Origin of the sequence: Mesorhizobium sp. M4B.F.Ca.ET.058.02.1.1 (assembly GCF_003952505.1) — a bacterium.
Classification (GTDB): domain Bacteria; phylum Pseudomonadota; class Alphaproteobacteria; order Rhizobiales; family Rhizobiaceae; genus Mesorhizobium.
Genome location: NZ_CP034450.1, coordinates 2,622,759 through 2,646,605, shown reverse-complemented (window position 1 = coordinate 2,646,605; position 23,847 = coordinate 2,622,759). Strand labels below are relative to the sequence as shown.

The window sequence follows — 23,847 nt, the reverse complement described above, 5'->3', positions numbered from 1 at the left end:
GCGCCGGCTCCCGATCTGGCAATGCCGCTCAGGGAACTTTTGTCCGGCTGGCGATTTTGGATGTATGCTGGGAATTCCAACGGCCAGAAGGGTTTGCCGATGACGACGAAACGCCTTGCGATCTGCGCCCTCGTTTTCGCTGGAGTCTGTGGCATCTCCGCCTCGGCCTTCGCGGGAAGCCGCGACCATCGGGCCGAATCCGAGCGCTACGTTCCCGCGCATCGCGATATCATCGACATTCTGTTCGCGGGCCCGCACTACTATGACCAGCAATTGTTCACGACGGCGGCCGGAGCCTGCTCGTACCACCAGGTCGGCCCTGACGCGAATGCGCTGAACAAGATCAACGACCACCATTGTGGCAAGTAGGCGGAACGCTCAGCGCCCACCGCCCTCCTTCATCGTCTCGATGATCTCCGCCATCAGCGCCAGGTCGCGGCGCGAGTCCGCGAGGTCGGTCAGCGGCCTGGTGCCGTTGGTGATGTGGCGGTGGAAGGTTTCGAGCTCGTTGCAGAAGGCGTCGCCATAGAGCGGGCCGAACGCCTTCGTCACCGGGCCGAGCGGGCCGGCTTCCGTCACTTCCAGCCGCGTCGGCAGGCTGCGGATATAGGGCGTGTCATAGATGATGCGGACCCGCTTGGTGTTCGAGCGCACCTCGATCATGGCGTCGAACAGGCCGAGCTCGTCGACGACGGCGTCATAGAGGCAGGCGAAGTGGCCGTAGTCGAAGGTCACGCTGGTGTTGGCGCCGCCATTGGCGCGGTGCGCCGCCACCACCCGGACCGGCTCGCCGAGCAGTCCGCGCATCGCCGAGATGTGGTGCGAGGAGAGCGCCGTCAGCCCGCGATAGGCGCGCACGAGGTCGGCGGACGCATCGGCCCCCACCACCTCGCGGATCAGCGCCTCGCGCTCCCTGGCGCCGCGCGCCAGGATCGCCGGATCGATGTCGGTGGGGTAGAGTGTGTTCTGGCTCTTCTTCAGGAAATGCCGGCCTTCCGAGATGAGGTCGAAGATGCGCACATGGGTGATGTCGGCGTGGGTGGGCAATTCCTCGCGCGCCGCCAGATAGGCCGGCGCGTAGCGCCGCATGTAGCCGACGAAGATGGTCCTGGCGTAATCCTTGCTCAGCGCCAGCAGTTCGTCGATCTCGCGCACCGTCAGGCAGGCGGGCTTTTCCAAAAGAATGTGCTTGTCGGCCTTTATCGCGGCACATGCCGCGACTCCGGGCGAAGAGCGGCGGAGCAGAATTCTGCTCAGTAGCAACACTTCGAAGTTACGGCATGGATTCCAGGGTCTTCGCGACGTCGCTTCGCTCCTGCTTCGCCCTGGAATGACGAAGGGACGTGTCTGCTCGGCGGCTCCATATTTGCGAGCGCCGCGCTGCTTGGGCTCAGCCTTGTCTTGCCTCCCTGGCGCCGGTCTGTCCTCCGGCGCCGTTCTTCGTCTCCTCGTCCTGCACCATGGCCAGCGCCGTGCCGGGCTCGCCCTCCCATAGGATCAGGCTGGCCGCGCCGACCAGGCCCGCCCGGTCGCCGAGTTCGGCCGGCACGATCGGCACGTCGCGGTAGGCCTGCATGGCGCGCTCCTCGACCGTCGCCCTGATCCCCGGCGCCAAAAGGTCGAAGCCATTGGAAAGGCCGCCGCCCATCACGATCAGGTCCGGCGAATAGAGATGCAGGAGATTGGTGAAGCCGATGCCGAGCCATCTGGCTTCCGCCTCAACCAGCTGGCGGGCGGTCGCGTCGCCCGTCCGCGCGGCCTCGACGACATGGCGAGCTGAGATGTCGCCGTCCTTGGCAAGGCGCCGGAGCAGCGATCCGTCGCCGGGCGCTGTCAGCCGTGTCGCCCGGCGCCCGAGCGCGGTTCCCGAGGCGACCGCCTCGAAGCAGCCGATGGCGCCGCAGAAGCAGCGGTCGCTTTCGCCGGTGATTGTCATGTGGCCGATCTCGGCTGCCAGCCCGCGCCTGCCGTGATAGATGTGGCCGTCGGCGACGACGCCGCCGCCGATGCCTGTCGAGACGGTGACGAACACCAGCGATCCGGCGCCGCGGCCGGCGCCGAAGCGCCATTCGCCGAGCGCTGCCGCATTGGCGTCGTTCTCGAGCCGCACCGGCAGGCCGAACTGCCGGCTGAGGATGTCGATCAGCGGCACATTGTGCCAGCCGGCCAGCGTCGGCGGCCCGATGACGATGCCGGCCTTGGGGTCGAGCGGACCGGGCGCGCACATGCCGATGCCTTTGACTTTGGCCTGCGGGTGCTCCTTGAGCAATTTGTCCGCCAGCGTGATGATCTGGCCGATCACCGCCTCCGATCCTGCGCCGGCGAGCGTCGGCGCCGAGACGCGGGCGACGACGTCGCCGCCGCGCTCGATCAGCGCGCCGCGCAGCTCCGTGCCGCCGAGATCGAAAGCGAGCGCGACCGTGTTCATCACGCGGCGGCCTTCAGCCCGTGCAGCCAGGCCATGCGCTGCGCGAGGTCGGGGTCGCCGAAGGCAAGCGAGCCAAGCACCACCGTATCGGCGCCGGCGGCGCGCAAGCTGGGCACCGTCTCGTGGCGGATGCCGCCGTCGGCGGCAAGGATGATATCGGCCTCGCGGCCGGCTTTCCTGATCAGCGCGCGCGCCTCGATCAGGCGCGGACAGGCCTGCTCCGACAGGCTTTGGCCCTTGACGCCGATCGACGTGCCGAGAAGTGTCACGAACGCCACCTCCGCCAGGAACGGGACGATTGCCGCGACAGGCGTTTCCAGCCGCAGCACGACGCCGGCCTCGGCACCGAGTTCACGCGCCAGCCGCACGGCGCGCAGGCCCGCCTCGCCATTCTCGGCGTGGATGGTGACGAGGTCGGCGCCGGCCTCGATGAACTGGCGCGTCTGCGCTTCGACGATCTCGGCCTCGACCATCAGATGCACATGGATCGGCTTCGCCGTCAGCCTGGCGATGCGGGCCACGAGATCGGGGAAGAACAGGAAGCCCGGGGTGAAGCGGGCATCGGCGACGTCGATGTGATGCAGGTCGGCATAGGCTTCGATGCGCTTCAGGTCGCGTTCCATATTGGCGAGGTCGGCCGACCACAGCGAGAATTCGCCGAGCAGCCTGTTGCGTGGCAGGGCGGCGATTGCGGCGGGGCCGGACAGGGATTTGCTGGTCATGACGGAATGAGGCTCCGGACTTTCGAGTGGGATTGGAGGAACGTGGTGATCTCAGTGTGCAACTCACTGAAATGCTGCTTGCTGTCGCGCGCCTTGGGCGTGACCTCGGCGAAGACGGCGTTGGGCATCGTGGCGGCGAGCGCGTAGGCGCTCGACATCGGATGCACGGCATCCATGGCGTTGCCGACGACCAGTGCCGGAACGGCGAGCGCGGCCGCCTCGCGCTGGGAAACACCCGGTCCGTCTGCGGCAATATTGGCCAGCACCTGTGCGAAGGCCTTGGCGTCGGGCCGGTCGAAATAGCCGAGCAGCGAGGACAGATTGTCGGGCGCCTCGTGATAGAGGCGCGTGGCCGTCGCCGATTGCGCGAAGATCGTCCTCGCCTTGTCGGGCCCATGCTCGAGGATCAGTTCGGCGACCTCGGCTATGGGCTGCATGTTCGGCGGTGCCGCCGCGAATGTCCAGGCAGGCCGCACCATGACCAGGGCGGAGACGCGTTTCGGATGGCGGCAGGCCAGCCGCAGCGCGATCCCGGCACCCATCGAGACGCCGCCGGCAATGAAGCGGTCGAGGCCGGCCCGGTCGGCGGCCGCGAGAACGTCGTCGGCGAACATCTCGAAGGAAAACGGCCGCCGCTCGCCAAGGCCGGAGCCGCCGTGCCCACGGCATTCCAGCGTGATGCGCCGGAAGCCGGCGGGGAAGGTCTGGGCGACCTGCGCCTCGCCGCCGCCCAGCCCGTGCTGGAAGACGACCGCCAGACCTTCGCCGGCGTCGGTGAACCGCAGCGTGGCGCCGTCGCGAGAGAGCGTCGCCATCACACCAGCCCCTTCAGGAAACGAGCGACACCGGGCGCTTCCTCGGCGGAAAGCCCATGCGTCACCAGCGGCCCATCGAAGCCGGCGTGCTTCAGCCGGGTGATGAAGTCAGGAAAGTCGACCACGCCTTGCCCGGCCGTGGCGAAGCGGCCATCGGCGAAGCGGTCCTTGGCATGCGCCATGGCGACATGGCCGGCCGTGCGTTCGACCGCATCGGCGACGATGGCGCGCGCCTGTGCGGCATCCGCCTGCTCGAAGAGGTTCGCCGGATCGAGCACGACGCGCAGCCGCTTCGAACCCATTTCGGCGATCAGGCGCGTCGCGTCGGCTGCGGAGGTGACGATGTTGGCCTGCTCGGGCTCGATGCCGAGGTCGATGCCATGGCGCTCGGCAATCGCAAGCGCCTTCTCCATCTCGCGCGCCATATCGGCCCAGGCCGAGGGGTCGGCATTGTCGGGATGATGCGCCCACTGGTCGTCGGGGTTGCGCGTTCCGGTGCAGAGCGTCACCAGCGGCGTGGAAAGCCTGGCGGCCGCCTCGATCACCAGCGCCAGCCGGCGCAAGCCGTCGTCGCGCACCGCCCTGTCCGGATGCGCCATGTTGTAGGTGCCCGACAACGCGACAAGGGCCACGCCCGAAGCCTCGGCGGCAGCCTTGATGGTCCGGATCGCCTCGTCGGGAACCGCATCCGGCATCGATGGCAGGCCGGCGCAGGCGAGGTTGAACTGGGTGACCGCGAAGCCCGCATCGCGCACGGCGGCAAGCACGCCGGCCGGCTCGCTGCCAGGGAAGGTCTTGGCGAACACCCCGACCTGCATCAGACCGCTCCCGTCACGCTGGCGATCTCGACGCGCTCGCCGCTCTCGACCGAGCGGACGATCGCCACCATGGCGCGGATCGAGGCGAGCCCGTCCTCGACATTGGCGCCGCGCATCGGCTTGCCGTCGAGCACGGTATCGGCGAGGCCTTCGATCTGGCGCCGGAAGAAGTGGCCGTCGGCGCCGAGCGGCTTGCGCGAGGTCGCGTCCTTCTCGTGGAAGATGTCGACCTCACTCGCCCGGAAATACCAGGGATTGAAGGTCTTCGCGATTACGGAGCCGTTCTCGCCATAGAGCTGGAAACCTTCGTGCCAGTCCATGCGCACGGCGACGGTGAGATCGAGATGGCCGAGCGCGCCATTGGCGAACTCGGTTTCGACGAACCAGCAATATGCGCCGAAACGCTTGTTGAGGCGCGCCCGCACGGCGGTGATCTCGCCGGCGAGGAAGCGCGCCGTGTCGACGAGATGCGAGCCGTGCGCCAGCATGAAATATTGCCTGAGATCGGCTTTCGGGTTGCCGGCCGGCTTCCGCGCCAGCTTGCTGGTCACCGGCAGCGGCTGCACCGCGTCGGTGTTGGTGTAGCGATGCGTGGAATCGCAATACCAGGCCTTCAGCGCCAGGATCTCGCCCATCTCGTCGCGGACGAAATCGCGCGCCGCTTCCAGCGCCGGATCGAAGCGCTTCATGTGCCCGACCTGCAGCACCTTGCCCGAGCGCTTGACCGCTTCGGCCAGCTTTTCGCCTTCCTCGACCGAGACGCCGATCGGCTTTTCGCACAGCACATGCTTGCCGGCCTCCAGCGCCTTGATAGACATCGGTACGTGATAGGCATCCGACGTGGCGACGATCACTGCTTCCAACTGCGGGTCTGCGAGCATCTCGTCATAGTCGCCATACATTCTTTCGGGCTCGTAGGTCGCGCCCATGCGCGCGAGCAGATCGGGCGCGGCGTCGCAGATCGCATAGAGGTCAGCACTGCTTGCCTTCGCGCAGGATTCCAGATGCGCGAACTGCGCGATCGGCCCGCAGCCGAGCACACCGACACGAAGGCGACGGTCTTTCTTGCGGATCATCGTCTCAGGCTCCGTATCCGCGCATGGTCTGGCGGTTGGTCTTGACCGCGCCGGCTGGATCGGCGGCGGCGGTCTCGGATTCCTCCTCCAGCACCAGCCAGCCGTTGAAGTTGGGCGCCGCGCTCGCGATCTCGATCACCTTCGCCGTGTCGCAGACGCCCTTGCCGAGCATCGCCCAGGTGCCGCCGGCATCGACATCCTTCAGGTGCACGTAGCGGATGCGGTCGCTATAGGTGGTGAGCGTGTCGGCCATGTCCTTGTGGCCGCGCAATATGTGCCCGGTGTCCGGCACCCAGCCGACCAGCGAGGCGTCGAGCAGGGAAAAGATCCGGTCGTAGTCTGCGCGGCCGAAGAGCAGCGTGTTGTGGTGCGAGCTTGGATGCACCGCGACCTGGACGCCGGCTTTGCGGCCGATCTCGCCGGCCTTGTTATAGACTTCCGCCGCAATGGCGAACTTGTCGTCGCGAGGCCCGTCGGAGACGACGGTCGCAGAGCCCATCGAGACAAGCGCGCCCGGAAAGGCCGCGGCAAAGTCGATCCATCGCCTGGCGGTTTCGAGGTCGGCGCCGATCTGGTCCTTCAGCGTGAAGCCGCTCTTCGAACCGAAGGCGAAGGAGACCAGCGTCAGGCCGGAGGCCTTCAGCGCGGCGGCGAATTCCGCCGGCTGGCCGGCATAGCGGCCGATCATCGTGTCGGTGATCTCGATGCCGGCATAGCCGCCATTGGAAATGGCCTTCAGGAGATCGTCCGGGCCTCCGGCAAAACGGTCTCCGAGCATTTCCCAGGTGAAGGTCTGGCAGCCGACTTTGAGGTCTTTCACGTTCATCCTTTCAATCCTTGATACCGCCCATTCCGTGATGTCGTTCTGGGTCTTCATGGGATGGACATCTACTTGACCGAGCCCGCGGTCATCCCGGCGAGGAAGTACCTCTGGGCAAGAAGGTAGATGAGCAGGAGCGGCAGCGAGCCGAGCACGCTCATCGCCATCATCTGGTTCCATTCGAAAGCGTGCTGCCCCATCAGCAGCTGGATGCCGATCGGGACAGTGCGCATGGAGGTCGACTTCGTCAGCGTCAGCGCGAAGAGGAACTCGTTCCAGCACAACAGGAAGGTATAGACCGAGGTCGCCACAATGCCGGGAAGCGAGATCGGGACGATCACCCGCCAGAGTGCGGTCCAGCTGCTGCCGCCGTCGACGGCGACGGCCTCGTCGAGATCGCGCGGCAAGGTGTTGAGATACCCGGTCATCAGCAGGATCGCGTAGGGCAGCGTGAACACCAGGTAGGTCACGATCAGCGCGATATAGGTGTCGAAGATGCCATACGAGACGACGAGCCCGAAGAAGGGGATCAGAAGCGTGATCGGCGGAATCGTCTGCGTGCTGATGATGAGCGTGTTCAGGCTGCCCTTGCCGCGGAAGTTGAAGCGGCTGAACCCATAGGCTGCCAGCAACGCGATCAGCACCGTCAGCACGGTCACCGCTCCGGCCACGAAGTAGCTGTTGAAGAAGAAGCGCAGTTTTACTGGGTCGCCAAGGATGGCCGCATACGCTTCCAGCGTGAACGCCTTCGGCAGGATGGTTGGCGGCAGGGCAAAGATTTCGGTATTCGATTTGAACGAGCTGCTCAGCATCCAGTAGATCGGGAATGCCGCGAAAAACAGCCCGGCGGCAAGCGCGACATGCAGCGCGACGGTGATCAGCCGGTCTTTCGGCGTGTGCCTTTTCCTCATGGTGACTACCGAGCCTTCTGATAGCGGATGTAGAACAGTGTCAGGCCAAGAGAGATCAGCAGGATGATCACGGCGCTCGCCGCCGCCTGGGACAGGTTGTAGCTCGAGAACGCCAGCTTGTAGGTGTAGGTGCTCAGCACCTCGGTCGAGTAAATCGGACCGCCGCCCGTCGTTATCCAGATCAACGGGAAGACCTGCATGGTCCAGATGAAATCGAGCAGCGAGATGCTGATGATGATCGGCATCAACTGCGGAATGGTGATGAAGATCAGCTTCTGGTAGGCCTTCGCGCCATCGATATCGGCGGCCTCGTAGAAATCCTTGGGAATGCCCTGCAGGCCTGCGAGCAGGCTGACCATGAAAAGCGGGTAGCCCGCCCAGATATTGGCGAAGGTGACGGCGTGCAGCGCGGTCTCGGGCGAGGAAAACCACTCGACCTTGGAACCGATGATGCCCAATTGCATGAGGATGCTGTTCACCACGCCGTTGGGCTCGAGCAGCAGGCGCCAGATCACCGCGATGATCACGGCGGTGAATAGCCAGGGCAGGATGTAGAGCACGCGCAGGACATTGCGCAGCGTCGGATTGATGCGGTCGCTGTTCAGCATGAGCGCGAAGATCATGCCGATGGTCATGTGGAAGATGACGCTCATGCAGGTGAAGTAGAGCGTGTGCCACAGCGAAGCCCAGAACACGGGATCGGCAAAGATCGCCTGGTAATGTTTCAGTCCGGCAAAGGACGGGTCGCGCCGCAGTACCGCGCTGTTCTGGAACGAATAGCCAATCACCGTCACCATCGGCAGCAGCATCAGCAGGCCGATGATGATGAGCGAGGGCGACAGGTAGAGATAGGGTGCGACCGCTCGTTTCAGCCTATGGTGGGAGCGCTTCTGCGGGGTCATATGCCAACCTTGGGACACGCCTTCAAGAGAAGGGGAGCTTCGGAAACGGGTCCGTCTCGCATTGCCGATGCGTTGTTGCCGGGAGGCCTGCCCGAAGTCAGGCCGCCCGGTAGAGATCGCAAAACAGGCCGATCAGAATTTCGCTATCCAGCCCTTTTGAGCATTGGCCGCGGCTTCTTCCGGAGATTGTTCGCCGGCGAGCATCTTCTGGGCTTGCACGTCGAACTGGGTCATCAGGTCTTCCGCCACCGGCAGGCCCGTGAACTCATTGGCAAGATAGCCGGTCTTGAAGATTTCGAAAGCCTTGCCGAAAGCCTTGTCGGAAGTCACGAAATCGGGCTTGGCGTTGACGTTGCCGGGGAAGGCGTTGGCCAGCGACACGAGCTTGGCGTTCACCTTTTCACTCATCAGGTATTGGACGAGCTTCCACGCCTCCTCCTGATGTTTCGAGCCCGCGGAGATGCCGATGCCCCAGGAGGCGTATGGCAGGCCGCGCTTGCCGCTATAGTCCTCCACGACCGGGACCGGGATGAGGTCGAAGTTCAGCTTGGGATTGCGTTGGCGGATGAGGTTCACATGCGCGAGCGAGTCGATCATCATCCCGACCCGGTCGTTGACGAATTCCTCGACCTTTTCCTGTTCGGTCTTGGTGGCGATGCCGGGCGAGATGGTGCCCGCGTCATTGAGCGATTTGACGAAGGTCAGCATATCCACCACCGGCTTTGCCTCGAGAGCCGGCTTGCCGTCAGCCATCATCGATTGACCCGATGCCCAGACCCACGACATCATGTCGTTCTGGACACCGGACGGCGTTTGCAGCGACAGCGGCAGCACCCAGCCATACTGGTTCTTGTCGGCCTGGGTCATCTTCTTGGCGGCTTCGAGGAACTCCGCGCGGGTCGACGGCAGCTTGGTGACGCCCGCCTTGGCGGCGAGGTCCAAATTCACGAACACCGGATAGACGAACGAAGCCACGGGAAACATCACCGCTTTGCCGTCCACCTTGATGATGTCCGCGACCTGGGCTTTGTCGAAGCCGCTCGCATCCATCATCGGGTTCATGTCGGCCAGCGCGTTCTGCGCGTTCAAATTGTTGACCCAGGCGCCGTCGAGACCAACGACGTCGCTAAGCGTTCCCGTCGCGGCACCAACCGAGATCTGGTCTCGCGTGGTCGCATAGGGGCCGCTGACCAGCGTCACCTTGATCCCGGGATTCGCGGCCTCGAATTCGTCCATGATTTTCCGCAAGGAGCCTGCGGGCAGCTCAGGCTCCCACCACTGGGTGAACTCCAGCGTGGTGTCCGCCATGGCGCCGGTTGCGCCAAGCAACCAGGCGGCCGCGGCCATTTTCAGCATCGCGGGTTTTATCCGAAACGTCATTCTCTCCTCCTTCTTTAAGATCGGCCGCACAATGCGGACGATCGTCTGGTTCATTCAGAAGTCTTCATTCGCAGGCGCCTCGCTCTCGCCTGCCGGCTCTGCCGCAGTCCTTCAGATCGCCAGATGCGTCTCGGGATCGAAGAAATGGAGCTTGGTATCATCCACGGCCAACCGGATTTCCGAGCCGGAGTGGATGGCGCTGGTCGGCTCGAATCTCGCCACCGCGTTCGATGCCAGGCCATAATCCTCCACCGCGTCCGGATCGCCGGAGTCCACCCGGACCGCGTCGATGTTCAGGTGGACGATATGTTCGGAGCCGAGCTCCTCGATCGAAGTCACCTTTGCCGGTATCGTCTGATACTTGCGGCCGGATTCGAGGCTGCTGTCATAGAGATCCTCCGGCCGTATGCCGAACACGATCTTGCGCCCCTCATAGGACCTCAGGGCGGGCCTGCCAACGAAAGCTGCATCCTGCAGCCGGATCGCGAAGTCACGAAAAATGAGCTCGCCGCCCTTCAGGGTCGCTTCGAAAAGGTTCATCGACGGGGAACCGATGAAGCCGGCGACGAAGGCGTTCACCGGCGATTCATAGAGCCTCTTGGGTGTATCGACCTGCTGCAGCACGCCGCCCTTCAACACCGCGACCCGGTCCCCCATCGTCATCGCTTCGATTTGGTCGTGAGTCACATATATGGTCGTGACGCCGAGCTGCTTTTGCAGGCTGGTGATTTCGGCGCGCATCTGAACGCGCAGTTTCGCGTCCAGATTGGAAAGGGGCTCGTCCATCAGAAAGGCGGCGGGCTCGCGCACCATGGCGCGGCCCATGGCAACCCTTTGACGCTGCCCGCCTGAAAGGTTCGCGGGTTTGCTGTCGAGCAGCGACGTCAGCTGAAGGGTTTTGGCGATCTCGTCCACGCGCTTCTTGCGCTCGGCCTTCGGCTTGCCAGCCAGCCGCATCGAAAAGGCGATGTTTTCGAACACCGTCATGTGCGGGTAGAGCGCGTAGCTCTGGAAGACCATCGCGATGTCGCGGTCCTTGGGCGGCATGTCGACGACGTCGACGCCGCCGATGCGAAGACTGCCGCTCGTGATGTCCTCCAGTCCCGCGATCATCCGCAACGCAGTGGATTTGCCGCAGCCGGACGGGCCGACGAGGATCAGGAACTCGCCGTCCTCGACCGACAGGTTCAATTGGTCGATGGCGTGAAAATTGTTCCCGTAGGTCTTGCAGATATTCTCAAGAATGACTTCTGCCATCTTCCTCCTCCACAAGTCTCAGTTCGACCGCTGACGGAGCGTTCGTAGATGTCAGAAGTTTCGTGACCTGGTCGTTGGTGGGCAGCGCTTCGCGCCCACCACGCCCCGTTACGGACAGGGCTGCCGCCGCGGCCGCGAACGCCACCCGGCCTGCGGTGTCGGCCCCGCGCGTCAATGCATGGGCATAGGCGCCATGAAAGCAGTCACCGGCGCCGGTCGAGTCGACGACGTCAACCCGGTGCGGGGGCAGGTGCCAGAGCCCTGTCTCGTCGCGCCCGCGATAGTAGACGCCCCTGCCGCCATCGGTCAGAACCACGGCGGACCGCGACGGCAACCACAATGCATCGAGCATCTCGGCCGGCGATCGGCGGCCTGTGGCAGTCCGCGCAAAGCCGAGGGGAAGAATGAGATGGTCGCATTGCGCGATCAGCCGCTCCGTGGCTGGGCCGGCGCTCCATTCGATATCGCCGAGAATCGCAAGGCCGAGATCGCGAGCCCGGGCCACGACATCCAGCGACCGGATCGCGTAGCTATCGACGATCAGCGCGGTCGCGCGGCCAAGAATATCGTCCGGAAATTCCGGCGCGGTGCCCAGCATCGCATCGTCGTCATACGCGATGAACCGTTCCCCGTCAGAACCGACGGTGATGCGCGAGCGCACCGGGCGCGCGTCGGGGTGGCGCGGCGCGAATGCGGTTTCAACACCGCTCGCCACGAGATCGCGCAGCGCGGCGTCGTCCGCGCCAGTGCCCAGCCATCCGATGAACCCGGCGGTTCCGCCGAGCCGCGCGACGGCGGCCAGCGCCGTCGCGACATTTCCCCCGAAAGCCCGGGCACTTTGCAGAACCTTCCCCTTGCCCGCCGACAACGGCTGATCGACATAGACGATGTCGTCGATCGCAATAGCGCCGAAGCCGAGGATCGAGGGGACGGCGGGCATCGTTCAGGCACCCGCCTTCGCCAGGGCGTCTTTTGCCGACAGGCCGTCATGGATGACGCCGCGAAAGGCAAGCGCTGCCTTCTGCGGATCGCCATGCCCCCAGAGATTGCGGCCGACCACGGCGCCGCGCGCCCCGGCACGGATGGCGTCCGCCGTCTGCTGAAGCGCGCCGAGCAGCGTATCGGTCTTCGGACCACCCGCGATCACAACGGGCACCGGGCAGGTCCGAACGGTCTCTCGGAACGACTCGAAATCGCCCGTGTAGCCGATCTTGATCACGTCGACACCGGACTCGTAGCCGATGCGCGCCGCATAGGCGATCTCGTCGGGGGTGAAGACGATTTTCGCCCCGTCGGTGAAATCGCGAGGGTAGATATGCGCCACCACCGGCATGCCGTAGCGGGCCGCTGCGTTCACCGAATCGGTCAGCCAGCGTATGTATTTGCCCTCGGTCGCGCCGCGCACCGGAATGGCCACGGCCAATGCATCGGCCCCGCGCGCACCGCATCCTCGGGCGTTGCGATCAACTCGCTGATGCGATCGTCCAGGGTGAAGCAGCCCGCCTGGATCACCAGCGAAGCCTTGCCCGCATATTGCGGCCACAGATGGCGCGCGGTGCCGGGCTGGATGCTGACATAGTCGGGTTTGCCCGCCATGACGCGTGCGAGCGCACCCGGCAGGTCGGCAAGGCCGCCTTTGCGCACGTCGCCATAGCCGACGAAGTGGTCGACCGCGCCGCCAAAAAGGTTCCCGGATGGGTGCGAGAAGAGGCGCGCAAGACGCACCCTGGTTCCTAGGCTCATGAGTTCAAAATTCCCCAATCGTCTGGTTTCAAAATCCTGCTGCGTCGGCATTTTCACATGCTCTATAAAATTTTTACGCGCGTCAAGAATTAAAATGTTGTATAGCGGCTTTCGACTGTGATCCATTGCTGGCGCCAGGGTGCAGCTAGGCCATGACCGCGTTGGGAGATACGATCTGAAATGCACGGAAAATCAAAGACAAAGCTCGCCATCGGCGTCATCGGATGCGGCAACATCTCGGTGACCTATCTGCGCAATGCGGCTCTGTTCGGCAGGATGGAGTTGGGCGCCTGTGCCGACATTTCCGCCGACATGGCGGCGCTCCGTGCCAAGGAATACGGCCTCCGCGCGCTCTCCGTCGACGAACTGCTAGGCGACCCGGAGATCGACCTCGTCCTCAACCTCACCATCCCCGCGGCGCATTTCGACATCTCGTTTTCGGCGCTGTCGGCGGGCAAGCACGTCTTCACTGAAAAGCCGCTGGCGACCTCGGCCAGCGACGGCCGCCGGCTGGTCGCCGAGGCGAGGGCGCGCGGGTTGCTGCTCGGCGCGGCCCCCGACACCTTCCTCGGCGCCGCTGGGCGCCGTGCGCGCCGCCTGATGGACGAGGGCGCCATCGGCCGGCCGGTGACCGGCACGGCCTTCATGATGGGGCGCGGCATGGAGCACTGGCATCCCAATCCGCAATTCTACTACCAGCCCGGCGGCGGCCCGGTCTTCGATATGGGCCCTTACTACCTGACGATGCTGGTCAACCTGCTCGGCCCGGTCGTCCGCGTCATGGCCATGGCGACGCGCGGCCAGGAGCAGCGGCTGATCACCGCCGACGGTCCCTTCAAGAACACCAGCTTCAAGGTCGGCACGCCGACCAACGTCCTGTCGTTGCTCGAATTCCGCTCCGGCGCCACCGTCACCTTCGGCGCCTCCTGGGATGTCTTCAAACACTCCAACCATCCGATCGAATTGCATGGCACCGAGGGCTCGCTCAGACTCCCCGATCCCGACACGTTCGGCGGCACCGTCTCGCTTTCCGCGCGCGGCGCCGACTGGACGGATTTCGCGAGCGAGGGCGAGCTCTACGGCGCGCGCAACTGGCCCTATGCGGCGCCCGACCGCGCCAACTATCGCATGCTCGGCGTCGCCGATCTGGCACGGTCGCTGTCGGAAGGCAGCAAGCCCCGAGCCTCCGGCGATTTGGCGCTGCATGTGCTGGAGATCATGGAAGCGATCCTCGTCTCGGGCGAGAGCCGCGGGTCGGTTGCCGTCAATGGCACCGTCGACCAGCCGCCGCTTCTCGGCGAGGACGAAGCGGCGAGCCTGCTGCATGACGGGGGCTCACCCATGACGACGTCGCCTCTCGCGGCAGAATTGTCCGGGCTCGATCCGCAAGCCCGCCACGTGCTCGATCTCGGCCGGCAGGCCGCTGCCCCGCCTTTCGAGACCGGCACGCCCGAGGAGGCGCGCCGCGCCTATGACCAGGGCTCTCCGGACCTGCAGGGCGAGCGCGAGCCGGTCGGCCTGGTCGGCGAGCGCATCATCGCCGGGCCCGGCGGATCGCTGACGCTGCGGATCTATCGCGGGCAGGGGGCTCCGTCCCGGGCTGCTCCCGCGCTGCTCTATCTGCACGGCGGCGGCTGGATGATCGGCAATCTCGACTCGCATGACGAGATCTGCCGCTGGTTCGCCAACATCGCGGCATGCGTCGTCGTTTCGCCCGCCTACAGGCTGGCGCCGGAGCACAAGTTTCCGGCGGCGGTCGAGGACTGCCGCGCCGTGCTCTCCTTCATGCGGGATGAGGCCGGCGCTCTCGGCATCGATGCGCGGCGCATCGCCGTTGCCGGCGACAGCGCCGGCGGCAATCTCGCCGCCGTGCTCAGCCTGCTCGCGCGGGACGACCGGATCCCGGTGACCGCACAGCTTCTGCTCTACCCAAACACCGATGCCGCGCAGACGGCGGACAGTTACCGACGCTTCGCCGAGGGTTTCGGCCTGACCGCCTCGACCATGGCATGGTTCCGCGACCAATATGTTCGCGACGCCGGCGACATCGACGACTGGCGCGTCTCGCCGCTGAAGACCAAAGGCCTTGCCGGTGCCGCCCCGGCCTTCGTCGCCATCGCCGGCCACGACATCCTCGCCGATGAGGGCGAGGCCTATGCCAGGCGCCTCCAGGACGGCGGCGTGCCGGTGGTGCTCAAGCGCTGGCCGGGCCAGATCCACGGCTTCGTCTCGATGGGCCGCCACGGCCCGGCATCGCGGCAGGCTGTCGAGGCGGCGGTCGCCGCCTGGCGGAGCTTCGATCCCGGTTGAGTTGGGTCGGGTCTGTCGAGGTTCAGGTCAGGCTGACTGGCGCATCACCAGCGTCGCGTCGAGATTGACCTTGGGCGCCACCGCCGTCCCGTCCTCGTTGAGCAGTCCCAGCAGCGTTTCGACACTGCGCCCGGCCATCGAAGCGAAGTCCTGCGCCATGGTGGTGAGGCCGGGGCAGGCGTAGCGGCTGAGCGGATGGTCGTCATGCGCCGCGACACGCAGGTCGCAGTCCGCCTTGCGACCGACCTTGATCCCCCGGGAGAAGGCGGCCGCCATCACACCGAAGGCAAGACGGTCGTTGTTGCACAGGATGGTCTTGCCCGGCAGGCCGCCATTGCCGAGCATCCTTTCGGTCTGTTCGTAGCCGATCCGCTCGAAATCCCACGTGTAGTCCTTGGTGTTGCCGATGACGAGTGGCTCATGGCCGAGCCGCTTCATCGAGGCGACATAGCTGGCCAGCCGTTCGGGCGAGTTGTGGTTGACATGCGGGATGTCGAAATAGACCGGCGCATCGCCGGAGCGGCAGAGATACTCGACGATCGTCGCGACGCTCTGCGTGTTGTTGTTGCCGACGAAGGGCGTGCCGCCTTCGAGATAAGTGTCGAAATAAACGATCGGGATGGCCTGCGTCAGCTTCTCCAGCGTGCGGTGATCGGAGCGCCGCCCGAGCGGCGCGACGAGCGCGCCGGAGACCTTCAAGGACAGGATGGTCCGCGTCGCCTCGACCTCGAGCTCGGTCGAGCCGTGCGAGGAAATGACGATCGGCCAGTAGCCTTCGTCGCGCAGCCGAAGCTCGATGCGGCTGACCATCTCCGAATAGAACGGGTCGGTCACCGTCGGCACGACGATGCCGATGCTGCGGGTGCGCTTGCGGTTGAGGTTGCGGGCGAACAGATTGGGCTGATAGTCGGAGGAGCGCAGCGCCTCCTCGATGCGCTTTCTGGTCGCCGGCTTGACGCTGGTCGGATCGTCGAAATATTTCGACAGCGTCGGTCTGGAGACGCCGCAGGAACGTGCGAAATCCTCCATGGTCTTGTGTGTCATCGCCATTCCAACCCTCGCGGCATGGATATCCAAACCTTTGGCCCCATGCGACTGCCCCGGCACCTAGTTAGAGCGCGCCGGCGCGCACCTGCAAGGTGAAACTTTACAGACAAGTTTTCAAGTTTCAACGCGTTATGAGAAATTATTGCATGCGTAAATTTTGTGCAGAAACGTGTGCAGCTTGCAGTGAGGGTAACGCCTAGAAGAAATAGAGTATGATGTCGTCCGAAAACCGCTTCACACTTTTCGGCATCATGCTCTAGTAGACCGGCGTCGCCATATGCCGGGGCGCCGGCCATTCTTGGGTGATGCCGGGCTGCACCGGCCGCTCGAGATAGGTCGACAGCACCACATAGCTGCGCGTCGAGGTGACGCCCGGCGTTTCGTAAAGCCGTGACAGCAATCCCTCGAGCGCGCGCGTGTCCTCGGTGCGGACCTTGAGCAGCATGCAGGTGTCGCCGGCCACCGTATGGATCTCCTCGACTTCGGGGAATTCGGACACCGCCATCAGCTCAGGCGTCTTGCCCCAGCCCCTGGTGTCGATATGCACGAAGGCGAGCAGCGGCTTCTTCACCGCTCTGGGGTCGATGATGGCCGCCGTGGCGCGGATGGCGCCGCTGCGCTTGAGGCGCTTCACCCGCTCATGCGCCGCCGGCGGCGACAGGCCGACGCGATCGCCGAGCTCGGCGTAGCTGATGGTCGCGTCGTCGACCAGGATGCCTAATATCTTTCGGTCGATCGGGTCGATATCGCGGGCAGGCTGCCTGTTCCGCTGAATGCCATCTGTTTCTTCATCCATATCGGAATTCCTCATTGATGCCGAATTAAATACGGCCATTATGAGCATATGTCGAACAGTGATCAATCAGCAATTCTGGTGGCGGCGCCCCGGCCGCCAATCCCGGCGCTCGCCTATCTCCTGACCGGCTGCATCGCCGTCATCGGTTCCAACTCGCTGGTTCTCGGCCCGATCGCGCCCGCCGTGGCGACCTCGTTCGGGACGAGCGTGCCGGCGGTGATGAGCGCGGCCGCCGCGTTTGGCCTCGGCACCTCGGCCAGCGCGCTCTTCCTTGCCCGCTATATCGACCGGGTGGGCGCGCGCCGCATGCTGCAGGGCGCATTGCTGCTGCTGGCGCTGGCCCTGGTCGCCAGCGCGCTGGCACCGACGGTGACGGCGCTGGTCGCGGCCCAGCTTGTCGCCGGCATCGCCGCCGGCGTCGCCATGCCGGCGATCTACGCGAGTTCGGCGGCGATCGCGCCGCCCGGCCGCGAAAGCGGCACCATCGGCGTCGTGCTGACCGGCTGGACGCTCTCCATGGTGGCCGGCGTCTCGCTGTCGGCCGTGCTTGCCGATCTCGTGCACTGGCGCGCCGTCTTCGCCGCCGTCGCGCTCCTGGCCGCGATCGCCGTCGTCGGCCTGACAATGAGTTCGCTGCGCGACAGCAAGAAAAGCGGTCCGGCGCCTTCACCGCTCGGGGCGCTCGCCGTTCCCGGCATCCTGCCGCTGCTGATCGCCTGCGGCGCCTTCATGACCGCCTTCTACGGCGTCTACGGCTATCTCGGCGATCACCTTCACCAGGGCCTCGGCGAGCCGGTCAGCGCCAATGGCCTGGCCGCACTCGCCTATGGTTTCGGGTTTGGCGCGGCGGCACTGCTCGACGGCGTCATCGATCGCCTCGGCGCCCGGCGCGTCATGCCGTTCGCCTATCTGCTGGTGGCGGCCGTCTATGTCGCCATGGCCACCGCCAGCGGCAGCTTCGGCCTGCTCATGGCGACGATCGCCCTCTGGGGCCTTGCCAACCATTTCGGGCTGAACGTCCTGGTGATGCGCCTGACCGCGCTCGACCCCACGCAGCGCGGCACCATCATGGGCCTGAACAGCTCCGTCACCTATCTCGCCGTCTCCATCGGCACCGCCGGCTTCGGGCCGCTCTATACGAGCCTCGGCTTCGCCAATTGCGCCGTGATCGCGGCCCTGCTGATGCTGGTCGCCGCTTCGGCGGCGGCATGGCGCTCGGCAGGCACTGCCCAGCAGTAAGCTTGCGTCCCTGTTCGGTCCTTCGCTAAGGCTGGCAAATGGAACCGAACTGGACGAAGCGATGAAGACGACGCTTGAGACAACCGCCGATCCTTCGGCGCAGGAACTCGCCTTCCTCGGCGAGCAGCTCACGGCCTTCAACGACGCCGATGTAGGCGCCTCAGGCCGAAAGTCGCTCGCAGTCTTCGTTCGCGACGAGACTGGCAAGGTGGTCGCCGGCATCTCCGGCTACACCGCCTGGGGCTGGCTGTTCGTGCAATGGCTGTGGGTCGACCAGAGCCTACGCGGCCAGCACATGGCGGGCCAGATGCTGCAGGCGGCCGAACAGGAGGCGGTGGCGCGCGGCTGCCACGGCGCCTGGATCGACACTTTCAATCCTAAAGCGGTCAAGGCCTATGAGCGCCAGGGTTACCAGCCGTTCGGCACGCTGCCCGATTTCCCCATCGGCCGCAGCCGCATCTTCCTGCAGAAGAGCCTGCTCGCCCTCTGATCAGAGCAATTCCAGGAAAGTGTGAAGCGGTTTCCGTCCGCAATTGCGTCGAACGGGAACCTACCCGGCCAGCCTCCCGCCGCGCATCGGCTGCGGCACGCCTGTCGTGCTCGGAAAGCTGATCGGCAGGCCGCGCAGCACGCGCACCGCCAGGAAGGCGAAGCACTCGGCCTCGACCGCGTCGCCCTTCCAGCCGAGGGTCTCCGCCTGCACGACTTCGACGCCGGCGCGGCTGTCAAGCATCGCCATCATGGTCGGATTGCGGCGGCCGCCGCCGCTGACCGCGAGCCGCTTCGGTCGGCGCGGCAGGAGATCGAGCGCCTTGCCGACGGCGGCGGTGGTGAAAGCGGTCAGCGTGGCCGCGCCGTCCTCGGTGCCGAGCCCGTCCGCCATCGCCGCGGTGAAGTCGAAACGGTCGAGCGATTTCGGATAGGGTTTGGTGAGATACGGATGTTGAAGCAGCAGCGCGAGCCGTTCCTCGTCGACCGTGCCGGCCGCCGCCAGCCTGCCGTCGCGGTCCATCTCGCCGAGGCCCTTCGCCTTGATGAAATCGTTGACGGGCGCATTGGCCGGACCGGTGTCGAAGGCAACGATGTTGTCCTTGCCGTCCCACCAGGTGACGTTGCCGACGCCGCCGAGATTGAGCACGGCGGTGTCGCCGCTGGCGTCCGCCTCCTTGAGCAGCGCCGCGTGATAGGTGGCGGCGAGCGGCGCGCCCTGTCCCCCGGCGGCGACGTCGGCCGAGCGGAAATCATAGGCGACCTTGGTGCCGAGAATGGCGGCCATCAATTCGCCGTCGCCGAGCTGACGGGTGCGGCCGATCCGCCCCGGCTGCGGGGCGCGGTGCAGAACGGTCTGGCCGTGGAAGCCGACGACGCCGATATCGGCCATCGTCATGCCCTGGCCTTCCACGAGATCCTTGACCGCCGCCGACTGCGCGCGCGTCAGCGCCTCCTCGGCCTCGCGGAAGATCTCCGGCTCCGGTCCCTCGAAGTTCCAGAGGCGCGCCCGCCGCAGCGTCTCCTCCAAAAGGCTGCGGATCGATTGCGCGTAGGGCGCCAGCGTGTAGGTGCCGAAATCGGCGATGCGCTCGCCGTCGGTCTTGATCAGCGCCACGTCGATATTGCCGTCGAGTACGGTGCCTGTCATCAGGCCGACGGCCCAGATTGGTTGCATGGTCGCTCCTCGAATCGCCGTTGAACCACCTGTCGGACGGATCGGTCCTGCAGGCAAGCGTTTCGCGGTGTCGCGATGGAACCTGCCGTCGGGACCGGCCCCCTTTTGCGCCGGGCGGCCAAAATCGAGCAACACCGTTCTTGCCTCTTGCCGCCGAAGGCGCGACGCTGTCCGATGAAGAGGCGTCGGCCACGCCAGCCGTGCCGCATTCGCAGGAGGAAATCATGGCAGCCAATGTCGCAGTGATCGCAGGCGCTGGTGCTGGCCTCAGCGCATCGTTGGCGCGGCTTCTCAGCAAGGAAGGTTTCCGCGTCGTCCTTGCCGCTCGCAATGTCGACAAGCTTGCGGCACTTGCCGGCGAGACCGGCGCACAGGCGGTGGAAACGGATGTATCGGATGCCGCCTCCGTTGCCCGACTGTTCGAGGCCGCCGACAAGGTCGGCTCGCTCGATGTCGCGGTTTTCAACGCCAGCGGGCGCACGCGCGGACCGATCGCCGAGCTCGACCCGGACGCCGTGAAACAGGCGCTGCTGGTTGGCGCCTATGGCGGCTTCCTTGTTGGCCAGCAGGCGGCGCTGCGGCTGCTGGCGCGCGGTTCCGGCTCGATCCTGTTCACCGGCGCCACGGCAAGCCTGAAAGGTTTTTCGGGATCGGCCGGCTTCGCCATGCCGAAATTCGGCCTGCGCGGACTGGCGCAGTCGATGGCGCGCGAGCTCAGCCCAAAGAACATCCACGTTGCGCATTTCATCATCGACGGCCAGATCGAGCCGCCGGGACAGGCGGCCGAGCCGGACCGACCGGATCGCCGCCTGTCGCCGGACGCGATCGCCGAGACCTATCTCGCGGTCCACCGCCAGCACCGCAGCGCCTGGAGCTTCGAGGTCGACTTGCGGCCCTGGGTCGAGACGTTCTGACCACTCGACACGTTGGCCAAGGCGGCACCGTCGATTCTGGGAGTCGCCAGTCGCATAACCCGTATCGCGGTGCCCACCATCAGGCGTGCTCACTGTCGCAATATCTTTGAGAGAATATTTCCTGCTCGGTTCCTGAGAAGAAAAGCAGTTCTTTGATCGGACGCCCAGCATTGCCGATGCTGTCATCAAGGCTTCGCATTCCGCCAAGCCGATACGATTTCGGGATCGCAAGGAAAGAACCATGTCCGAACGCGGCAACGCTTCAAAAACTCTCGCTACGTCAATCACCAGGCGCGCTGGACTTGCGGCGCTTCTTGCCTCGGCGCTTGCCGTTGTCGGCCTGGCCGCGCCGACGCCTTCTTTCGCCGAGGACAAGAAGGCGATCAAGGTCGGCATCATCAGCGGCGAGGATGAAGATGTCTGGCGCGTCGTCGTCGCCCAGGCGGCCGAGAAAGGCCTGACCATCGAAACGGTCGTCTTCAACGACTACACGCAGCCCAACGAGGCGCTGGAACGCGGCGAGATCGACGCCAACGCTTTCCAGCACAAGCCCTATCTCGACAACCAGATCAAGACGCAAGGCTATCACATCGTCCCCGTCGGCTATACCGGCGTCTGGCCGATCGGCCTCTATTCGAAGAAATACACCAAGGTCGCCGACCTGCCGGAAGGCGCCGTCATCGGCCTGCCCAACGATCCGTCCAACGAGGGCCGCGCCCTGCATGTGCTGCAGAACGAGGGCGTGATCAAGCTGAAGGACGGCACCGGCATCCTGGCGACGACCGCCGACATTGCCGAGAACCCGAAGAAGGTCGCCATCAAGGAACTCGATGCCGGCATCGTCGGCCGCTCGGTCGAGGATCTCGACGCGGCCGTCGTCAACACCGACTGGGCGCTGAAGAGCGGCCTGGGTCCCGACAACCGCATTGCCCAGGAGCCGGTGGCCGACAATCCCTACCGCAACTTCATCGCCGTCAAGGCCGGCAGCGAGAACGAACCCTGGGTGAAGACGCTGGTCGCCTCCTACCAGAACGAAACAGTGAAGGCCGAATTCGACAAGGTCTACAGGGGCACCGGCATCAGCGCCTATTGATCGGCGCCTGGCTTGCAGCAGCAGGCGGCCCGCTGTTCGGCGGGCCGCTATCGCGTTTGCGGATCGCTGAAACGGAAAGAAAGATGAACCAGCATGTCACGGCCGAACTGGCCGATCCGGCGCACGGCCCTCCGGCGGATCGGGAAGATGTCGTCCGCCTCGTCGACCTGAAACGCCGCTTCGGTGTGACGCCGGCGCTCGACGGCGTCTCGCTGACGGTGCGCAAGGGCGAGATATTGGGCATCATCGGCCGCAGCGGCGCCGGCAAGTCGACGCTGATCCGCTGCCTGAACGGGCTGGAGCGCCCGGATACCGGCGCGGTGTTCATCGAGGGCCGCGAGATCGGCCGGCTCGGCGAGCGCGCACTGCAGCCGCTGCGCCGCCGCATCGGCATGATCTTCCAGCATTTCAACCTGCTTTCGGCCAAGACCGTCGAGGACAATGTCGCGCTGCCGCTCAAGATCGAGGGCCGGCCCCGGGCCGAGCGTCTGGCGCGCGCGACTGAACTGCTGGAACTCGTCGGCCTGTCGGAGAAAGCAAAAGCCTATCCGGCCGCGCTGTCGGGCGGCCAGAAGCAGCGTGTCGGCCTTGCCAGGGCGCTTGCCGCGCGCCCCGCGCTGTTGTTGTCCGACGAGGCGACCTCGGCGCTCGATCCGGAGACGACGCGATCGATCCTCGCTTTGCTCAAGGACATCAACCGGCGGCTCGGCCTCACCATCCTGCTCATCACCCACGAGATGGAGGTGATCCGCTCGATCGCCGACCGCGTCGCGGTGATCGATGCCGGGCGGATCGTCGAGGAAGGCCCTGTCTGGTCGGTCTTCGCCGGTCCGAGGTCCGAGATCACCAGGAGCCTGCTCGGCGGCATCCGGCCGCAACTGCCTGATGAGATCGCCAGCCGGATGGCTGCGGGCATTGGCGTGGAGACGATCCTGAGGATCGATGTCGCCGGCGAGGCCGCGCGCGGTCCGCTCCTGTCGGACCTTGCAACCGCTGTGCCGGGACCGTTTCGCCTCGTCCATGGCGGTATCGATCATGTCCAGCAGCAGCCTGTCGGCACTTTGTTCCTCGCGGTGCCCGGCAACGATGCCGATCGACTACCGAAACTGATCGCGTTCCTGGAGGCCCGCCAGGCGCGGGTGGAGGTGCTTGGCCATGTCGCCGGTTCTGTTTGAGCTTCTCCTCCGTTCGACCTGGGAAACGGTGCTGATGACCGGAGCCTCCGGCCTCATCTCGCTGGTCTTCGGCCTGCCGCTCGGCCTGGCGCTGGTCGCCACCGATCGCGGCGGCATCGCCGAAAGCCTGTGGGTAAACCGCGCCCTCGCTGCGGTCATCAACGGCTTCCGCTCCGTTCCCTTCATCATCCTGCTCGTCGCCTTGATCCCGGTCACGCGGCTGATCGTCGGCACCTCGATCGGCACCTGGGCGGCTATCGTGCCGCTGTCTATCGCCGCCACGCCCTACTACGCGCGCATCGCCGAAGTGTCGCTGCGCGAGGTGGACCACGGACTGATCGAGGCTGCGCGCGCCATGGGCGGCAACCGCTGGACGATCATCCGCGAGGTGCTGGTGCCGGAGGCGCTGCCGAGCATCGTCGCCGGCTTCACGGTGACCCTGGTGACGCTGGTCGGCGCCTCGGCCATGGCCGGCGCCATCGGCGCCGGCGGGCTTGGCGATCTCGCCATCCGCTACGGCTACCAGCGCTTCGAGACCAGCGTCATGGTCGCCGTGGTCATCGTCCTGATCGTCCTTGTCTGCGGCATCCAGTGGGTGGGCGACCGGCTGGTCGCCAGGCTGGATCGACGCTGATGATGGGAGGGCCGGAAGTTCTTTGCCCGCCGACAGCGGAATGCAGCGCCGGCTTTGCGTCATTCACGCCGAGATTGGATCGTGCGTTGCTTGGGCCAGGG

General features: G+C 65.5%; 23 protein-coding genes and 2 pseudogenes. 9 read left to right on the top strand and 16 right to left on the bottom strand.

The annotated features are described in order from the left end of the window. Positions 1–99: 99 nt before the first annotated feature. Entirely contained in the window at positions 100–369 is a 270-nt protein-coding gene (locus EJ073_RS13275; protein ID WP_126056137.1) for a hypothetical protein, read from the top strand. Positions 370–378: 9 nt separating this feature from the next. Here EJ073_RS13275 and EJ073_RS13270 read toward each other — a convergent pair whose 3' ends face one another. From EJ073_RS13270 to EJ073_RS13210, 13 genes and pseudogenes are all read right to left on the bottom strand, one after another. After that, positions 379–1,179 (bottom strand): gfo/Idh/MocA family oxidoreductase, encoded by an 801-nt coding sequence (locus EJ073_RS13270; protein WP_245455561.1) that lies wholly within the window; start codon positions 1,177–1,179, stop codon positions 379–381. Positions 1,180–1,390: 211 nt separating this feature from the next. Further along, a complete protein-coding gene (locus tag EJ073_RS13265; protein WP_126059205.1) occupies positions 1,391–2,428 on the bottom strand; it encodes an ROK family protein in 1,038 nt (345 codons plus the stop codon). Continuing rightward, entirely contained in the window at positions 2,428–3,150 is a 723-nt protein-coding gene (locus EJ073_RS13260; protein WP_126056136.1) for a ribulose-phosphate 3-epimerase, read from the bottom strand. The genes EJ073_RS13265 and EJ073_RS13260 overlap by 1 nt, the downstream gene beginning before the upstream one ends. Continuing rightward, positions 3,147–3,965: an alpha/beta hydrolase gene (locus EJ073_RS13255; RefSeq protein WP_126056135.1), complete on the bottom strand. Its 819-nt coding sequence runs from the start codon at positions 3,963–3,965 to the stop codon at positions 3,147–3,149. The genes EJ073_RS13260 and EJ073_RS13255 overlap by 4 nt, the downstream gene beginning before the upstream one ends. Then, positions 3,965–4,783: a sugar phosphate isomerase/epimerase gene (locus EJ073_RS13250; protein WP_126056134.1), complete on the bottom strand. Its 819-nt coding sequence runs from the start codon at positions 4,781–4,783 to the stop codon at positions 3,965–3,967. The genes EJ073_RS13255 and EJ073_RS13250 overlap by 1 nt, the downstream gene beginning before the upstream one ends. Beyond that, the gene (locus EJ073_RS13245; protein ID WP_126056133.1) at positions 4,783–5,859 is read right to left on the bottom strand and encodes a Gfo/Idh/MocA family oxidoreductase; all 1,077 of its coding nucleotides are present in this window, start codon (positions 5,857–5,859) and stop codon (positions 4,783–4,785) included. Before EJ073_RS13245 ends, EJ073_RS13250 begins: the two co-directional genes overlap by 1 nt. A gap of 4 nt (positions 5,860–5,863) precedes the next feature. After that, positions 5,864–6,685, bottom strand: a complete 822-nt coding sequence (locus tag EJ073_RS13240) for a sugar phosphate isomerase/epimerase (protein WP_126056132.1) — start codon at positions 6,683–6,685, stop codon at positions 5,864–5,866. Positions 6,686–6,747: 62 nt separating this feature from the next. Beyond that, a complete protein-coding gene (locus EJ073_RS13235; RefSeq protein ID WP_126056131.1) occupies positions 6,748–7,590 on the bottom strand; it encodes a carbohydrate ABC transporter permease in 843 nt (280 codons plus the stop codon). Between the two features lie 5 nt (positions 7,591–7,595). Next, a complete protein-coding gene (locus tag EJ073_RS13230; RefSeq protein WP_126056130.1) occupies positions 7,596–8,492 on the bottom strand; it encodes a sugar ABC transporter permease in 897 nt (298 codons plus the stop codon). A gap of 132 nt (positions 8,493–8,624) precedes the next feature. Continuing rightward, positions 8,625–9,872, bottom strand: a complete 1,248-nt coding sequence (locus EJ073_RS13225) for a sugar ABC transporter substrate-binding protein (RefSeq protein ID WP_126056129.1) — start codon at positions 9,870–9,872, stop codon at positions 8,625–8,627. A 111-nt stretch (positions 9,873–9,983) separates the two neighbouring features. Continuing rightward, positions 9,984–11,129 (bottom strand): ABC transporter ATP-binding protein, encoded by a 1,146-nt coding sequence (locus tag EJ073_RS13220; RefSeq protein WP_126056128.1) that lies wholly within the window; start codon positions 11,127–11,129, stop codon positions 9,984–9,986. After that, positions 11,110–12,069 (bottom strand): PfkB family carbohydrate kinase, encoded by a 960-nt coding sequence (locus EJ073_RS13215; protein WP_126056127.1) that lies wholly within the window; start codon positions 12,067–12,069, stop codon positions 11,110–11,112. The genes EJ073_RS13220 and EJ073_RS13215 overlap by 20 nt, the downstream gene beginning before the upstream one ends. Before the next feature lie 3 nt (positions 12,070–12,072). After that, positions 12,073–12,872: pseudogene (locus EJ073_RS13210) on the bottom strand (class I fructose-bisphosphate aldolase). Between the two features lie 180 nt (positions 12,873–13,052). On the opposite strand from EJ073_RS13210, the pseudogene EJ073_RS13205 reads away from it, so the two are divergent. After that, a pseudogene (locus tag EJ073_RS13205) lies at positions 13,053–14,195 on the top strand (Gfo/Idh/MocA family oxidoreductase); the annotation flags it as partial. A gap of 18 nt (positions 14,196–14,213) precedes the next feature. Continuing rightward, the gene (locus tag EJ073_RS13200) at positions 14,214–15,182 is read left to right on the top strand and encodes an alpha/beta hydrolase (protein WP_126059204.1); all 969 of its coding nucleotides are present in this window, start codon (positions 14,214–14,216) and stop codon (positions 15,180–15,182) included. Between the two features lie 27 nt (positions 15,183–15,209). Here the strand turns inward: EJ073_RS13200 and EJ073_RS13195 are convergent, their stop codons facing one another. Beyond that, the gene (locus EJ073_RS13195; protein ID WP_126056126.1) at positions 15,210–16,232 is read right to left on the bottom strand and encodes a LacI family DNA-binding transcriptional regulator; all 1,023 of its coding nucleotides are present in this window, start codon (positions 16,230–16,232) and stop codon (positions 15,210–15,212) included. A 253-nt stretch (positions 16,233–16,485) separates the two neighbouring features. Beyond that, a complete protein-coding gene (locus EJ073_RS13190; protein WP_126056125.1) occupies positions 16,486–17,025 on the bottom strand; it encodes an Lrp/AsnC family transcriptional regulator in 540 nt (179 codons plus the stop codon). Positions 17,026–17,073: 48 nt separating this feature from the next. Between EJ073_RS13190 and EJ073_RS13185 the strand changes: the two genes are divergently transcribed. Together EJ073_RS13185 and EJ073_RS13180 are read left to right on the top strand one after the other, a co-directional pair. Continuing rightward, entirely contained in the window at positions 17,074–18,264 is a 1,191-nt protein-coding gene (locus tag EJ073_RS13185) for an MFS transporter (protein WP_126056124.1), read from the top strand. Between the two features lie 61 nt (positions 18,265–18,325). Further along, positions 18,326–18,754 (top strand): GNAT family N-acetyltransferase, encoded by a 429-nt coding sequence (locus EJ073_RS13180; protein WP_126056123.1) that lies wholly within the window; start codon positions 18,326–18,328, stop codon positions 18,752–18,754. Between the two features lie 60 nt (positions 18,755–18,814). Here the strand turns inward: EJ073_RS13180 and EJ073_RS13175 are convergent, their stop codons facing one another. Then, the gene (locus EJ073_RS13175) at positions 18,815–19,930 is read right to left on the bottom strand and encodes an anhydro-N-acetylmuramic acid kinase (RefSeq protein WP_126056122.1); all 1,116 of its coding nucleotides are present in this window, start codon (positions 19,928–19,930) and stop codon (positions 18,815–18,817) included. Between the two features lie 224 nt (positions 19,931–20,154). On the opposite strand from EJ073_RS13175, the gene EJ073_RS13170 reads away from it, so the two are divergent. The 4 genes from EJ073_RS13170 (at position 20,155) to EJ073_RS13155 (ending at position 23,746) form a co-directional block, all read left to right on the top strand. Then, positions 20,155–20,844, top strand: a complete 690-nt coding sequence (locus EJ073_RS13170; RefSeq protein WP_126056121.1) for an SDR family NAD(P)-dependent oxidoreductase — start codon at positions 20,155–20,157, stop codon at positions 20,842–20,844. A gap of 241 nt (positions 20,845–21,085) precedes the next feature. Next, positions 21,086–21,937, top strand: a complete 852-nt coding sequence (locus EJ073_RS13165) for a MetQ/NlpA family lipoprotein (RefSeq protein WP_126056120.1) — start codon at positions 21,086–21,088, stop codon at positions 21,935–21,937. Between the two features lie 83 nt (positions 21,938–22,020). After that, positions 22,021–23,112 carry a methionine ABC transporter ATP-binding protein gene (locus tag EJ073_RS13160; protein WP_126056119.1) on the top strand — a complete coding sequence of 364 codons (1,092 nt, stop codon included), beginning with the start codon at positions 22,021–22,023 and terminating at the stop codon, positions 23,110–23,112. Beyond that, on the top strand, positions 23,093–23,746 hold the full coding sequence (locus tag EJ073_RS13155) for a methionine ABC transporter permease (RefSeq protein WP_126056118.1): 654 nt from the start codon (positions 23,093–23,095) through the stop codon (positions 23,744–23,746). The genes EJ073_RS13160 and EJ073_RS13155 overlap by 20 nt, the downstream gene beginning before the upstream one ends. The last annotated feature ends 101 nt before the right edge of the window (positions 23,747–23,847 follow it).

Coding starts and splice junctions, on each gene's coding strand:
- EJ073_RS13275 (WP_126056137.1), top strand. CDS start 100: ATGACGACGAAACGCCTTGCGATCTGCGCCCTCGTTTTCGCTGGAGTC.
- EJ073_RS13265 (WP_126059205.1), bottom strand. CDS start 2,428: ATGAACACGGTCGCGCTCGCTTTCGATCTCGGCGGCACGGAGCTGCGC.
- EJ073_RS13260 (WP_126056136.1), bottom strand. CDS start 3,150: ATGACCAGCAAATCCCTGTCCGGCCCCGCCGCAATCGCCGCCCTGCCA.
- EJ073_RS13255 (WP_126056135.1), bottom strand. CDS start 3,965: ATGGCGACGCTCTCTCGCGACGGCGCCACGCTGCGGTTCACCGACGCC.
- EJ073_RS13250 (WP_126056134.1), bottom strand. CDS start 4,783: ATGCAGGTCGGGGTGTTCGCCAAGACCTTCCCTGGCAGCGAGCCGGCC.
- EJ073_RS13245 (WP_126056133.1), bottom strand. CDS start 5,859: ATGATCCGCAAGAAAGACCGTCGCCTTCGTGTCGGTGTGCTCGGCTGC.
- EJ073_RS13240 (WP_126056132.1), bottom strand. CDS start 6,685: ATGAACGTGAAAGACCTCAAAGTCGGCTGCCAGACCTTCACCTGGGAA.
- EJ073_RS13235 (WP_126056131.1), bottom strand. CDS start 7,590: ATGAGGAAAAGGCACACGCCGAAAGACCGGCTGATCACCGTCGCGCTG.
- EJ073_RS13230 (WP_126056130.1), bottom strand. CDS start 8,492: ATGACCCCGCAGAAGCGCTCCCACCATAGGCTGAAACGAGCGGTCGCA.
- EJ073_RS13225 (WP_126056129.1), bottom strand. CDS start 9,872: ATGACGTTTCGGATAAAACCCGCGATGCTGAAAATGGCCGCGGCCGCC.
- EJ073_RS13220 (WP_126056128.1), bottom strand. CDS start 11,129: ATGGCAGAAGTCATTCTTGAGAATATCTGCAAGACCTACGGGAACAAT.
- EJ073_RS13215 (WP_126056127.1), bottom strand. CDS start 12,069: ATGCCCGCCGTCCCCTCGATCCTCGGCTTCGGCGCTATTGCGATCGAC.
- EJ073_RS13200 (WP_126059204.1), top strand. CDS start 14,214: ATGACGACGTCGCCTCTCGCGGCAGAATTGTCCGGGCTCGATCCGCAA.
- EJ073_RS13195 (WP_126056126.1), bottom strand. CDS start 16,232: ATGGCGATGACACACAAGACCATGGAGGATTTCGCACGTTCCTGCGGC.
- EJ073_RS13190 (WP_126056125.1), bottom strand. CDS start 17,025: ATGGATGAAGAAACAGATGGCATTCAGCGGAACAGGCAGCCTGCCCGC.
- EJ073_RS13185 (WP_126056124.1), top strand. CDS start 17,074: ATGTCGAACAGTGATCAATCAGCAATTCTGGTGGCGGCGCCCCGGCCG.
- EJ073_RS13180 (WP_126056123.1), top strand. CDS start 18,326: ATGAAGACGACGCTTGAGACAACCGCCGATCCTTCGGCGCAGGAACTC.
- EJ073_RS13175 (WP_126056122.1), bottom strand. CDS start 19,930: ATGCAACCAATCTGGGCCGTCGGCCTGATGACAGGCACCGTACTCGAC.
- EJ073_RS13170 (WP_126056121.1), top strand. CDS start 20,155: ATGGCAGCCAATGTCGCAGTGATCGCAGGCGCTGGTGCTGGCCTCAGC.
- EJ073_RS13165 (WP_126056120.1), top strand. CDS start 21,086: ATGTCCGAACGCGGCAACGCTTCAAAAACTCTCGCTACGTCAATCACC.
- EJ073_RS13160 (WP_126056119.1), top strand. CDS start 22,021: ATGAACCAGCATGTCACGGCCGAACTGGCCGATCCGGCGCACGGCCCT.
- EJ073_RS13155 (WP_126056118.1), top strand. CDS start 23,093: ATGTCGCCGGTTCTGTTTGAGCTTCTCCTCCGTTCGACCTGGGAAACG.